Source organism: Stenotrophomonas sp. YJH_SMC_58, assembly GCF_059369635.1.
The window spans coordinates 514,084-526,917 of record NZ_JCAFSW010000001.1 but is presented as its reverse complement, the minus strand read 5'-3'; the positions used below and the strand labels follow the sequence as shown (position 1 = coordinate 526,917).

At 67.9% G+C, this 12,834-nt stretch carries 13 protein-coding genes; 10 read left to right on the top strand and 3 right to left on the bottom strand.

Annotation, left to right across the window (positions count from 1 at the left end):
* Positions 1 to 36: 36 nt before the first annotated feature.
* The gene (locus tag AC5P68_RS02270) at positions 37 to 1,140 is read right to left on the bottom strand and encodes an alkene reductase (protein ID WP_231522684.1); all 1,104 of its coding nucleotides are present in this window, start codon (positions 1,138 to 1,140) and stop codon (positions 37 to 39) included.
* Positions 1,141 to 1,269: 129 nt separating this feature from the next.
* On the opposite strand from AC5P68_RS02270, the gene AC5P68_RS02265 reads away from it, so the two are divergent.
* The 6 genes from AC5P68_RS02265 (at position 1,270) to AC5P68_RS02240 (ending at position 6,555) form a co-directional block, all read left to right on the top strand.
* The gene (locus AC5P68_RS02265) at positions 1,270 to 2,175 is read left to right on the top strand and encodes a LysR family transcriptional regulator (protein WP_111172749.1); all 906 of its coding nucleotides are present in this window, start codon (positions 1,270 to 1,272) and stop codon (positions 2,173 to 2,175) included.
* A gap of 70 nt (positions 2,176 to 2,245) precedes the next feature.
* The gene (gene frmR, locus AC5P68_RS02260) at positions 2,246 to 2,521 is read left to right on the top strand and encodes a formaldehyde-responsive transcriptional repressor FrmR (RefSeq protein WP_005411009.1); all 276 of its coding nucleotides are present in this window, start codon (positions 2,246 to 2,248) and stop codon (positions 2,519 to 2,521) included.
* A gap of 58 nt (positions 2,522 to 2,579) precedes the next feature.
* Positions 2,580 to 3,689, top strand: coding sequence for an S-(hydroxymethyl)glutathione dehydrogenase/class III alcohol dehydrogenase (locus tag AC5P68_RS02255; RefSeq protein WP_033835220.1), 1,110 nt, complete (start codon positions 2,580 to 2,582; stop codon positions 3,687 to 3,689).
* 8 nt (positions 3,690 to 3,697) lie between these two features.
* Entirely contained in the window at positions 3,698 to 4,057 is a 360-nt protein-coding gene (locus AC5P68_RS02250; RefSeq protein WP_049433572.1) for a YqcC family protein, read from the top strand.
* Between the two features lie 63 nt (positions 4,058 to 4,120).
* Entirely contained in the window at positions 4,121 to 4,951 is an 831-nt protein-coding gene (fghA, locus tag AC5P68_RS02245; protein WP_231522685.1) for an S-formylglutathione hydrolase, read from the top strand.
* 158 nt (positions 4,952 to 5,109) lie between these two features.
* On the top strand, positions 5,110 to 6,555 hold the full coding sequence (locus AC5P68_RS02240) for a GGDEF domain-containing protein (protein ID WP_049403544.1): 1,446 nt from the start codon (positions 5,110 to 5,112) through the stop codon (positions 6,553 to 6,555).
* 39 nt (positions 6,556 to 6,594) lie between these two features.
* Here the strand turns inward: AC5P68_RS02240 and AC5P68_RS02235 are convergent, their stop codons facing one another.
* Positions 6,595 to 7,065 (bottom strand): hypothetical protein, encoded by a 471-nt coding sequence (locus AC5P68_RS02235; RefSeq protein WP_005411004.1) that lies wholly within the window; start codon positions 7,063 to 7,065, stop codon positions 6,595 to 6,597.
* A gap of 5 nt (positions 7,066 to 7,070) precedes the next feature.
* Positions 7,071 to 7,517, bottom strand: coding sequence for a universal stress protein (locus AC5P68_RS02230; protein ID WP_049403545.1), 447 nt, complete (start codon positions 7,515 to 7,517; stop codon positions 7,071 to 7,073).
* A 141-nt stretch (positions 7,518 to 7,658) separates the two neighbouring features.
* Between AC5P68_RS02230 and AC5P68_RS02225 the strand changes: the two genes are divergently transcribed.
* From AC5P68_RS02225 to AC5P68_RS02210, 4 genes are all read left to right on the top strand, one after another.
* Positions 7,659 to 8,576: a LysR family transcriptional regulator gene (locus AC5P68_RS02225; protein ID WP_049453357.1), complete on the top strand. Its 918-nt coding sequence runs from the start codon at positions 7,659 to 7,661 to the stop codon at positions 8,574 to 8,576.
* 153 nt (positions 8,577 to 8,729) lie between these two features.
* Entirely contained in the window at positions 8,730 to 10,259 is a 1,530-nt protein-coding gene (locus tag AC5P68_RS02220; RefSeq protein ID WP_033835214.1) for an MFS transporter, read from the top strand.
* Between the two features lie 21 nt (positions 10,260 to 10,280).
* Entirely contained in the window at positions 10,281 to 11,363 is a 1,083-nt protein-coding gene (locus AC5P68_RS02215) for an HlyD family secretion protein (RefSeq protein ID WP_231522686.1), read from the top strand.
* On the top strand, positions 11,360 to 12,772 hold the full coding sequence (locus AC5P68_RS02210) for an efflux transporter outer membrane subunit (protein ID WP_049403547.1): 1,413 nt from the start codon (positions 11,360 to 11,362) through the stop codon (positions 12,770 to 12,772). Before AC5P68_RS02215 ends, AC5P68_RS02210 begins: the two co-directional genes overlap by 4 nt.
* Positions 12,773 to 12,834 lie beyond the last annotated feature (62 nt).

Genomic DNA, 12,834 nt, shown 5'->3' with positions numbered 1-12,834 from the left:
GAAAGGGATCCGACCCCGTGCGGGCCCCGTGGGGGATCAGCCCGCGGCCGGGTAGTCGAGGTAGCCTGCTTCGCCGCCCCCGTAATAGGTGCTGCGGTCGGGCGTGGCCAACGCGATGTTGCGCTGCAGGCGTTCGACCAGATCCGGGTTGGCGATGAACGGCTGGCCGAACGCGGCCAGGTCGATGGTGCCCGCTTCGACCAGCTGCAGGGCGCGTTCGCGGGTCATGCCACCTGCCAGGATGACGGTGCCACCGTAGGCCTGCCTGAACTGCCGCAGAAACGCCTCGCCCAGCACCGACCGGCCCGCCTGCAGGTTGTCGTTGAGGTGCACGTAGGCCAGCCCACGCTTGCCCAGTTCCTCGGCCAGGTACAGATAGGTGGCTTCGTTGTCGGGGTAGAACGGCATGTCGAAGGTGAGGTTGTTCGGTGCCAGGCGCACGCCGATGCGATGCGCACCGATACGCTGCGCCATCGCATCGACGGTTTCCAGGATCAAGCGCGCACGATTGGGCAGCGAGCCGCCGTAGCGATCATCACGCTGGTTGATGAGCGGGTTGAGGAACTGCTCGAACAGGTAACCGTTGGCGGCATGCAGTTCGATGCCGTCGAAGCCGGCCGCAATGGCGTTGTCTGCCCCGCGCACGAAGTCGTCGACGATACCGGGGATCTCCGCAGTCTCCAGTGCACGTGCCGGAGTGGGATCGGCGTGGCCGCGGCTGCCATCGTCCAGGTACACGAACGAGGTGTTCTTCGGTGCGCTGGCCACCGGGCGGGTACCGGCGCTGACCGGTTGCCCACCGCCGGGCTGCAGCGAGGAATGCGACATGCGGCCGACGTGCCAGAGCTGGGCGAAGATCGTGCCCTGTGCGGCATGCACCGCCTCGGTGACACGCTTCCACCCGGCCACCTGCTCGGCCGACCAGATGCCCGGCACGTCGATGTAGCCCTGGCCCTGCGGCGAGACAGGCGTGCCTTCGCTGATGATCAGGCCGGCGCTGGCGCGCTGCCGGTAGTACTGCGCGGTGAGTTCGTTGGCGACCGCTCCGGGGTTGCGGGCACGGGTCATCGGCGCCATCGCGATGCGGTTGCGCAGGGAAGTGCCTGCAAGGTCGAAGGGGCGGAACAGGACGGCGGTCATGTCGGTCATCTCGGTGCGGGGGAAGGCGCCAGCGGCGCGATGCACACAGGATGGAGTTGACATGCGGGCGCATAAAGCGCTTCGATCTCCCTGGGTGCGGGACTATTTGTCCCCAATGGAGCGCGAACGATGCTGCCGCTGGAATCGTTGAATGGCCTGGTCACGTTCGTCACCACGGCCCGCTCAGGCAGCTTCACCGAGGCCGCCGACGCGCTGGGCATCTCGCGCTCGGCGGTGGGCAAGGCCATCGCCCGGCTGGAAGCGCGGCTGGGGGTGCGCCTGTTCCACCGCACAACGCGGCGCATCGCGCTGACCACCGATGGCGAGGCGTACTACGCATCGTGCGCGGCGGCGCTGGAAGAAATCTCCGCCGCCGAGGCCTGCCTGGGTTCGGCCGGCCTGCCCAGCGGGCGGCTGCGCATCGACATGCCATCCTCGTTCGGGCGCCTGGTGGTGCTGCCGGTGCTGTTGCGGCTGTGCCGGCAGTACCCGGACCTGCAGTTGACGATGACCTTCACCGATCATTTCGTCGATCCCGTCGAGGACGGCATCGACCTGCTGATCCGCTTCGGCGGGCTGCACCAGGCCGAGCATCTGGTGGCGCGGCGGCTGGGGCGCCAGCGACTGGTCACCTGCGCATCGCCGGAGTACCTGCAGGCCCACGGCGTGCCGCGCACGGTGGAGGAACTGGCGCAGCACCGCAGCATTGTTGGCTTCCGCCACGGGCAACCGGTGTGGTGGCGGATCGGTAGCGAGGAGGACGAAGGGACATTCATCCCGAATGCGCCGTATCAACTCAATGACGGCGACGCGGTGATCGAGGCGGCCATCACCGGGCTTGGTATCTGCCAGATGCCGGTTTCACTGGTACGACGCCACCTGGATTCCGGCGCGTTGCGGTCGGTGCTGGATGCGCACATGCAACGGCACATCGATATCCACGCACTGTGGCCACCGACGCGCCACCTGCGGCCCAAGGTGCGCTACGTGGTGGATGAGCTGACCCGGTTGGCGGGTGAGGGATTGTTCGACTGAGCCGGCCAGGATTGAGTTCGTGACTTCGGCTTGTATACTGTCCCCCAGTATAGTTCCGAGGTGGCCCGCCATGCCGCACTCCCCCGAAGAGAAGAAAAAGGTCCTGGCCCGCGTGCGCCGCATCCGCGGCCAGTGCGATGCGCTGGACCGCGCGCTGGAAGCCGGCGCCGACTGCGGGCCGGTGCTGCAGCAGATCGCCGCCATCCGTGGCGCGGTCAACGGCCTGATGTCCGAGGTGATGGAGGCTCATCTGCGCGAGGAGTTCGGGCAACCCGCAGCCTCCGATGAACAACGCGCCGAACGCGTGCGCGACATGAGCGCGTTGATCCGCTCGTACCTGAAATAAACGATGGCGCAACATGGCGCCGCCCATCCTGTCATTGCCTGTCTCTGGAGAATCCACCATGAAGTCCCGTGCCGCCGTCGCCTTTGGTCCCGGCCAGCCGCTGAAGATCGTCGAGATCGACGTCGCCCCGCCGAAGGCAGGCGAGGTGCTGGTGAAGATCACCCATACCGGTGTCTGCCACACCGATGCGTTCACCCTGTCCGGCGATGACCCGGAAGGCCTGTTCCCGGTGGTGCTGGGCCATGAAGGTGCCGGCATCGTGGTGGAGGTCGGCGAGGGCGTGACCAGCGTCAAGCCCGGCGACCACGTGATTCCGCTGTACACCGCCGAGTGCGGCGAGTGCCTGTTCTGCAAGAGCGGCAAGACCAACCTGTGCGTGGCCGTGCGCGCCACCCAGGGCAAGGGTGTGATGCCCGATGGCACCAGCCGCTTCAGCTACAACGGTGAGCCGCTGTACCACTACATGGGTTGCTCGACCTTCAGCGAGTACACCGTCGTTGCCGAAGTCTCGCTGGCGAAGATCAACCCGGACGCCAACCCGGAACATGTCTGCCTGCTCGGCTGCGGCGTCACCACCGGCATCGGCGCGGTACACAACACCGCCAAGGTGCAGGAAGGCGACAGCGTGGCCGTGTTCGGCCTCGGTGGCATCGGCCTGGCGGTGATCCAGGGTGCACGCCAGGCCAAGGCCGGCCGCATCATCGCGGTGGACACCAACCCGTCCAAGTTCGAGCTGGCGCGCGAATTCGGTGCCACCGACTGCATCAATCCGAAGGATTTCGACAAGCCGATCCAGCAGGTCATCGTTGAAATGACCACCTGGGGCGTGGACCACAGCTTCGAGTGCATCGGCAACGTCAACGTGATGCGCGCGGCGCTGGAATGCGCGCACCGTGGCTGGGGCCAGAGCGTGGTGATCGGCGTGGCCGGTTCGGGCCAGGAGATCTCCACCCGTCCGTTCCAGCTGGTGACCGGGCGCAAGTGGATGGGCACCGCCTTCGGCGGCGTGAAGGGCCGCAGCCAGCTGCCAGGCATGGTCGAGGATGCGATGAAGGGCGATATCGAACTGGCCCCGTTCGTCACCCACACCATGGACCTGGACAAGATCAACGACGCCTTCGACCTGATGCATGAAGGCAAGTCGATCCGTTCGGTGGTCCACTACTGAGCCGCGTCATGGGCTGGTTCGATGCCCTGCGCCGGCCGCGTGCGGAAGACCCGCGCGCGGCTCTGGTGGTGTCGATCGAGCAGGCGTTGCGTGCGCTGGGCTGGGTCGACGGCGAGGTGGGACCACCGCGTGCGGTGACTTCGGCCTTCGGCAGCGACGATGGCATGCCGTTCGAGCAGTGGCTTGCGCAGGTATTCCTGCCGCGCCTCTACGAGGCCCGCGCCGACGGCCAGTGGCCACCGCGCAGCGACGTGGCGGTGGCGGCGTATCGCAACCTGGACGGCCAGCCTGGCGTCGAATCGTTGCTGCGCCTGCTGGCACAGCTGGATGAACTGATCAACCAAGGCATCCACGCCGGGCGTGGATAAGCCGACCAAGGTCGGCATCTACCAGAAGCACGCGTGCGCTGACGCGCCGCGCAGGAGAGCACCATGGAACGCATTGAACACCGCGCCTGTTTTGGCGGCTGGCAGGACGTCTACCGCCATCATTCGACCACGCTGGGCTGCGACATGCAGTTTGCCGTGTACCTGCCACCGCAGGCGGAAACACAGAAGCTGCCGGTGCTGTACTGGCTGAGCGGCCTGACCTGCACCGAGCAGAACTTCATCACCAAGGCCGGCGCACAGCGCTACGCCGCCGAACACGGTGTGATCATCGTTGCGCCTGATACCAGCCCGCGCGGTGATGACGTGGCCGATGCCGAAGGCTACGACATCGGCAAGGGCGCCGGGTTCTACCTCAATGCCACCCGTGCACCGTGGGCGAAGCATTACCGCATGCACGACTACGTGGCGCAGGAGCTGCCGGCGCTGATCGAGGCGAACTTCGCGGTGACCGACGCGCGCGCGATCAGTGGCCATTCGATGGGCGGCCATGGCGCGCTGGTGATCGCGCTGCGCAACCGCGGGCGCTATCGCAGCGTGTCGGCGTTTTCGCCGATCGTCGCGCCCAGCCACGTGCCATGGGGGCAGAAGGCCTTCCATGCCTATCTGGGCGACAGCCCGGCCGACTGGGCGCAATGGGATGCCTGCGAGCTGATCGCTATGGCTGACGAGCGTCTGCCGCTGCTGGTCGACCAGGGCGAGGCGGACGAGTTCCTGCAGACCCAGCTGCAGCCGCAGCGCCTGCAGCAGGCCTGCGATGCCGCCGGCCATCCGCTGACCCTGCGCCTGCAGCCCAGCTACGACCACAGCTACTACTTCATCGCCAGCTTCATCGGCGAGCACATCGCCCACCACGCCCGCGCCCTGCAGGGCTGAGCGCCCTGGGAAAAAGGGGACGGAGGGGATTAAGTCATTTGCCGCTGTGCCGCAAACGACTTAATCCCCTCCGTCCCCTTTTTCAGCGATGGATCACACCCTTATGGCGCCGCCCCGCGCTATCGTGCGCGTAGAAGGCCTTGCGGATCGGGGGATGCATGCCGGTAGTGCTGGCGCTGCTGTATGTGCTGTGCCATGGCATGGTGCTGGCCCTGTGGCCTGGCCCCGCCGGGGTAGGCTCCTTCGTTTTCCTGACCGGCGCACCGCTGCTGGCCGCCGCCGCGTGCCTGGTGCGGGCGCAACGTGACCGCGCCACTCTGGGCTGGCGTTCTACCGCGATGGCACTGCTGCTGTGGGCCGGCGGCATGACGTTCAACATGGTGGATGCGCTGGGTGCCGGCCGGGCTGACTTCACCCCACGCGTCAGCCTGTTGTTGTACGTGCTGTATGGCGTGCCCCTGGTGTTCATCCTGGCGCGGGCACGCCGCGAGCGCCTGAGCATCAGCCTGATCGACGCGGCGATGGCGGCGCTGCTGGGTGTGCTGTTCTTCGTGCACACCGCATCGTTCGCCGCCCGTGTCGAGGTCGACGCCCATGCGATGTCCAACATGCAGCGCATGTTCGACATCCAGAACCTGTGTATCGCCGCGTTCGCCGTGGTGCGATGGCTGGCCGGCGACGTGCCCGAACGGCGCAGGTTCTTCCGCGCACTGGCGCTGTACGCACTGGCCTATCTGCTGGTGGCCTACTACATCAACCACTACACCTCCGATGATGCATTCGGTGCGTTCAACGATCTGCTGATCGACGTACCTTTTCTGCTGATCGCCTGCCTGGCGCTGGACACGAGGCCGGACACAGGCACCACGGCACACCCGCGGCTGGCGAGGACGGTGCAGGCCGCCGGTCCGATCATCCTGCCATTGCTGCTGCTGGTGGTCGGCACGCTGGTGGTCGATCATGCGCGGCCGTTGGCCGTTGCCGGCTTCGTCGTAGCCACCCTTGGCTTCGGCCTGCGCAGCGTCCTGCTGCAGACCGATCTTCTGGAACGCCAGGCAGCACTGGATCAACTGGCGCGGCAGGATGGCCTGACCGGCGTGGCCAACCGCCGCGAGTTCGACGCACGGCTGACGTCCGAGTGGAATCGCGCACGGCGCAGCGGCACCGAGCTGGGCCTGCTGCTGGTGGATATCGACCACTTCAAGGCCTTCAACGACCAGCACGGCCATCCGGCCGGTGATCGTTGCCTGCAGGCGGTGGCCGGGGTGCTGAAGACCATAGCCGGTCGCGGTGGTGACAGCGTTGCGCGTTATGGCGGTGAAGAGTTCGCCGTCATCGTGCCCGGAAGCCCGTTGTCGGGCGTGCTGGCGCTGGCCGAGCGGCTGCGCGAAGCGGTCGAAGCGCTGCCATTGCCGGAAGGCCCGGTCAGCATCAGCGTCGGCGTGGGTTACCTGCATCCGCCGGCTCTGGCCAGTGCCGATCAGTTGCTGGCAGACGCCGATGCCGGCCTGTATGCCGCCAAGCGGGCTGGCCGCAACCAGGTGATCCTGCATGCGCACGTGCTGGACGACGAGGGCAGCACGCACGGAACGATGGACTGCTGAGCAGCTCTCTGCATGCGATCACACGGGGGACGCGACGGCTTATCGCTGCCGCAACCAGCCGGTCGGATCGAGCAGCCTCAGCCCGACCGGTGACAACGAGCGCTGCCGCAACGGCAGGTTTGCCGCCTGCACGGCCATCGCACAGCGTGCCAGTTGACGGCGCAACGGTGCCAGCGTGTCGTCTTCGCGGGGCCGCGCATGCCGCCATTGTGCGATGCGCAGCAGGCAGACCAGCAGGTCCAGCTCGCTGGCGGCAATGAAGGGAGAGCCGGCCGGCAGCAGATCGATCGGAGCGGCGGGGGTGGCCAGCAGGGGCAGCAGGCCGATGAAGGCGTCGCATCCCTCCTGGCCAAGCCCGAGTCCGCTCAGCTGGGCAAGGCCATCGGCCTGCAGATCGGGGTCGCGCAACTGCCGTATCGCGCCCAGCAGCGCCTGTTCGCCGCGGCCGAACTGTCGACCGAAGGCGCGGTAGTTGACCCGGGTGGGAAACAACGGGGAACGGGAGGCCATGGTGGCTAGGGCTGTGGGTCGCGGGTTTCCACCAGCACCGGACAGGGCGCGTGGTCGATGGTCCATTGCCCGATCGAGGGTTCGAACAGGCGTTCCAGCCGGGACAGGTGGCGGTGGCCGATGACGATCAGGTCGCACTTCAGGCGCCGGGCCTGCTCGCTGATCACTTCGCCCGGGTCGCCGGAGGGAATCTGCGCGATGGCGTCGACGCCGCGTTCGCACAGCTCGGCCAGGGCTTCGGCCAGCACCGCTTCGGCCCGCGAGCGCTGGCGGGCGGCTTCCGGGTACTCGATGCGGTCGGCTTCGCTGGCATTGGCCGCCAGCGCGAATTCGGGGTCGAGCACGCACAGCAGGTGCAGGCGGCTGTGGGGGCCGGCGATGGCGGCGGCCAGGTCCAGCACGCGTGCGTGCTGGGGGCTACCATCCAGGGCGACCAGCAGGGTATTGAACATGGATGTCTCCTTGGCAGGCCGGGGATGGTCGCCGATGTCACCGCGCGCACCCATGCCGTGCGCGGCAGTCAATGAATGCGTCGAACGCAATCCACCGTGGTTGCAAGTGCCGTAAAGTCATCTGATTTACTGGAGACTCTCATGCCCCTGCCGGACCTGAACCTGTTGCTGGCACTGGACGTGCTGATTGACGAATGCAGCGTGGCCGCCGCCGCGCGCCGGATGAACCTGAGCGCGCCGGCGATGAGCCGTACCCTGGGCCGGGTCCGCACCGCGCTGGGCGACCCGGTGCTGGTTCGTGCCGGCCGCGGTCTGGCGCCCACGCCCCGCGCCCTGCAGCTGCGCGAGCAGGTCCGCGATGTGATCGAGCAGGCCCACCGCGTCTTCAACGCCGGTCGCGAAGTAGACATGCGCGTGCTCGAGCAGACCTTCAGCGTGCGTGCCAATGATGTGTTCGTCGGTGGTTTCGGCGGACGCCTGCGCGAGCTGTTCCGCCAGCAGGCGCCGCGCGCAGTGCTGCGCTTCGTGCCCGAAGGCGATACCGACGACGATGCGATGGCGCAGGGCCGGATCGACCTGTACATCAGCACGGCCGGCAAGCATGCGCCCGATACCAAGGTGCAGAACCTGTTCAGTACCTCGTTCATGGGCGCCGCGCGCGAAGATCATCCGTTGTTCGATGAGGAGATCAGCGCCGAGCGTTTTGCCGCCTGCGACCACATCGCGGTGTCGCGCCGCGGCCTGCCGCGTGGTCCGATCGACGATGATCTGGCCGCGCTGGACCTGCAGCGGCGGGTGGCGCTGATCAGCCCGACCTTCCACGGCGCGATCTTCGCGGCGGCCGAATCGGACCTGATCCTGCCGCAGATGCCGAGCGTGATGCTGGAGCGGATCGTCAGCATGCGCCTGCCGCTGCGCCTGTTCCCGCTGCCGATCCCGGTGCGGACCGCCGCCATCGTGCAGGCCTGGCATCCACGCCTGGACAACGACGCCGCCCACCAGTGGCTGCGGCGCTCGATCAAGACCATGTGCGAAAGCGCAGGGGAGGCCCCGCGCTGACATCTGCAGGCGTGCGCCTGGCGCACGCCTGGGATGCGGGTTGCGCCATTTTTCGCAGGGTACCGGCTCCCTAGACTGCGCTCCCCGGAGTTTCACTGAGCGCATTCCAATGACCCCCAACATGCCGTGCACTGCACGGATAGGTGCCCGGCGATGAGTACGCCGGCCGCCGCTGTCCCGGCCGCCGCAGCGCCCCGTCCTGCCGCCGCCCCCGGGCTCGATCGCCGCATTCTGGTCGGCCTGTGTGGCGTGCTGCTGGCGGTGCTGGTGTCGGGCTTCAACGAGAACATCACCAAGGTCGCCCTGGCCGACATCCGTGGCGCGATGGGTTTCAGCGTCGACGACGGCAGCTGGGTCGTCGCCCTCTACAGCGCGATGTCGGTCAGCGCGATGGCCTTCGCACCGTGGTGTGCCGCCACCTTCTCGCTGCGCCGCTTCGCATTGGCGATGATCGGTGGCTTCATGGTGCTGGGCGTGCTGTGCCCGCTTGCCCCGAACCTGCAGGTGTTCCTGCTGCTGCGCGCGCTGCAGGGTCTGTGCGGTGGCGCGCTGCCGCCGCTGCTGATGAGCGTGGCGCTGCGCTTCCTGCCCCCGGGCATCAAGCTGTATGGCCTGGCCGGCTACGCGCTGACGGCGACGTTCGGCCCAAGCATGGGCACGCCGCTGGCCGCGTTCTGGGTCGAGCAGGTGGGCTGGCACTGGGCGTTCTGGCAGATCGTGCCGTACTGCCTGGCCGCCATGGCGATGGTCGGCTGGGGCCTGCCGCAGGACCCGCTGCGGCTGGAGCGTTTTGCCCAGTTCGATGGCGTCGGCCTGCTGCTGGGCCTGCCGGCGCTGGTGCTGCTGGTGCTGGGCCTGGTGCAGGGCCCGCGGCTGAACTGGTTCGACTCGCCGATGATCACGCTGATGATCGGTGGCGGTGCCGGCCTGATGGTGCTGTTCATGATCAATGAATGGTTCCATCCGCTGCCGTTCTTCAAGCTGCAGCTGCTGGCCAACCGCAATCTCAGCTACTCGCTGGTGACGCTGGGCGGCGTGCTGTTCGTGCTGCTGGCAGTGATCTCGATCCCGTCCGGGTTCCTGGCCAGCGTGCAGGGCTACCGGCCGCTGCAGACCGCACCGATGCTGCTGTGGGTGGCGCTGCCGCAGGTGATCGCGCTGCCGCTGGTGGCGGCGCTGCTGAACATCCGCGCGGTGGACTGCCGCTGGGTGCAGGCCACGGGCCTGGCGATGCTGGCGCTGGCCTGCTGGCTGGGCTCGCACCTGGACGTGGCCTGGATCCGCGACAACTTCCTGTGGGTGCAGCTGCTGCAGGTGTTCGCGCAACCGATGGCGGTGCTGCCGCTGCTGATGCTGGCCACCGGCGGCCTGGCGCCGCAGGACGGCCCGTTCGCCTCGGCCTGGTTCAACACGGTCAAGGGCTTCGCTGCCGTGCTCGCCGGTGGCGTGCTGGATGCCGTCGCCCAGGGCCGCCGTCATTTCCATTCCACCGTGCTGGTCGACCGCCTTGGCGAGCAACCGTGGCTGGCCGATGGCCCGCAGCTGGGCGCGCGCCTGCATGCACAGGTACAGGCGCTGACTTCGGCCGACCTGTACTGGGTGGTCGCACTGGTGGCGCTGGCCTTCATTCCCCTCATTGCCTGGATGCCCACCCGCATCCATCCGCCACGTGCCGTGGCCTGAACCTTTCGCAGGAACCCCCTCATGACGATCAATCGAACCACCCTCAACACTGGTCTGGGCCTGGGCGTGCTGGCCCTGGCCGTCGGCGCGTGGCTGCTGCTGCGCGATGGCGGCCACCAGACCACCAACAATGCGTACGTGGTGGCCGACTACACCCTGGTAGCGCCGAAGATTCCCGGCTTCGTCAGTGCCGTGGAAGTCGAGGACAACCAGTCGGTGAAGGCCGGTGATGTGCTGGCCCGCATCGACGACCGCGACTACCAGGTCGCCCTGCAGGCGGCCCGTGCCGACCTCGCCAATGCCCGTGCACAGCTGGCCAATGCGCAGGCCGCACTGGCCCAGCAGGACTCGTTGATCGCGCAGGCCAGGGCCAGTGTCGATGTCAGCCGTTCCGAACTGACCCTGGCCAGTGCCGACCAGCAGCGTTACCGCGAACTGGCCCGTGACGGCGCCGGTACCGTGCAGAACGCGCAGCAGGCGCAGTCGAAGCAGGCCGTGGCCAGTGCGCATCTGCAGCAGGGCCAGGCCGCGCTGTCGACCGCACGTCAGCGCACCGACATCCTCAGCGCGGGCGTGCAGGCTGCACAGGCGGCGGTGCAGCGTGCGGAAGCCGCGCAGGCACGCGCCGAACTGGATCTGTCGCACACCGTGCTGCGCGCACCGATCGATGGCATGGTCGGTCGCCGCGCAGTGCGCGTGGGTGCCTACCTGACGCCGGGTACGCCGGTGGCTGCGGTGGTACCGCTGAAGCGCGCCTTCGTGGTCGCCAACTTCCAGGAAACGCAGATGACCCGCATGCAGGCCGGCCAGCAGGTCGAACTGAAGGTGGACGTATTCCCGGGCAAGCCGCTGCGCGGGCACATCGACAGCATTGCACCAGCCACCGGCGTCACCTTTGCTGCCGTCGCACCAGAGAACGCCACCGGCAACTTCACCAAGGTGGTGCAGCGCATTCCGGTGAAGATCGTGCTGGAGCCGGGCCAGCCGCTGCTGGACCAGCTGCGTGCCGGCATGTCGGTGGAAGCCAGCGTTGACCTGGGCAGCCGCGCGCGCGCGCAGAGCGTGCAGCACCGTCCGGGCCACAAGAGCGGGGAGGGCGCATGAGCGCAGTCACCGTGTTCCGCACCTTCGTTGCGACCAGCCTCTGCACGGCCCTGGCTGCCTGCACGATGGGTCCGGACTTCGTACGCCCGCAGGCGGAACTGCCCAGCCACTGGCAGGGTGAGGCCGTCGCCGGCAACGCCATCGACCAGGACGCGGCCTGGTGGGCCGGTTTCGACGATCCGCTGCTGGGGCAGCTGGCCAACCAGGTGCTGGCGGCCAACCTGGACCTGCAGCTGGCGGCCAACCGCGTGCAGCAGAGCCGTGCTGCACGCGGCATCACCGGCGCCGATCGCCTGCCCAGCGTCAGCGCGAGCGCCAGTGGCGTGCGTGCACGCAACAGCGAGGTGGGCCTGAATGATCCGTCCGGCAACGGCGGCCGTGATGACTACGGGCTGTTCCAGGCCGGTATCGGCCTGAGCTGGGAACTGGACCTGTGGGGCCGCGTGCGGCGCCAGGTGGAAGCGGCCGAAGCGCGCGTGCAGATGGCCGAGGAGGATGCACATGCAGCGCGCATCGCGCTGCTGGCGGAAACCGCGCGTGATTATCTGCAGCTGCGCGCGACGCGGCAGCTGCTGGCGATCACCGAGGACAACCTCAGCATCGCCCACGACATCAAACGCCTGACCGAAGCACGCCAACGCCAGGGTGTGGCCAGCACGCTGCAGGTGTCCAGCGCGGCCGCGCAGGTGGCATCGCTGCAGGCACGCATCGCGCCGTTGCGGCATCGCGAATCGCAGCTGCGCAATGCGCTGGCGTTCCTGCTGGCGCAGCCGCCGCAGGCGCTGGACGCGCAGCTGCAGGATGCACGCCGTGACTGGCCGGCGTTGCCGGCCGTAGCGATGGGGCTGCCCAGTGAACTGGCCGAGCGTCGCCCGGACATCCGTCGTGCCGAAGCGGCACTGCATGCGGCAACGGCAGGCATCGGCGTGGCCAAGGCCAGTTTCCTGCCGCGCATCACCTTGAATGGCGACGCCGGCTTCCAGGCCAAGCAGCTGGATGATCTGGATGGCTGGAACGCGCACCGTTTCAGCATCGGTCCGTCGATCAGCCTGCCGATCTTCCAGGGCGGACGGCTGAAGGCCAATCTCGCGCTGAGCAGGCTGCAGCAGCAACAGTCTGCCCTGCAGTTCCGCCGTACCGTGCTGCAGGCATGGCACGAAGTGGATGACGCCATGGATGGCTACAGTGCCGAGCAGCAGCGCACGGTGCAGCTGCACGTGGCAGTGGATGAGAGCGAGACGGCACTGGGGGCGGCGCGCCGGCAGTACCAGGCCGGCGTGGTCGACATGCTGGACGTGCTGACCACCCAGCGCATCGCACTGGACAACCAGGCCGCGCTGGCCAACAGCCAGGCCACCGCCGCGATCGCGCGTGTAGAGCTGTACCGCGCGCTGGGTGGAGGCTGGTAGTGCCGGCCGCTGGCCGGCACCTTCATGGATGTTGCGGATGCCGGCCAGCGGCCGGCACTACC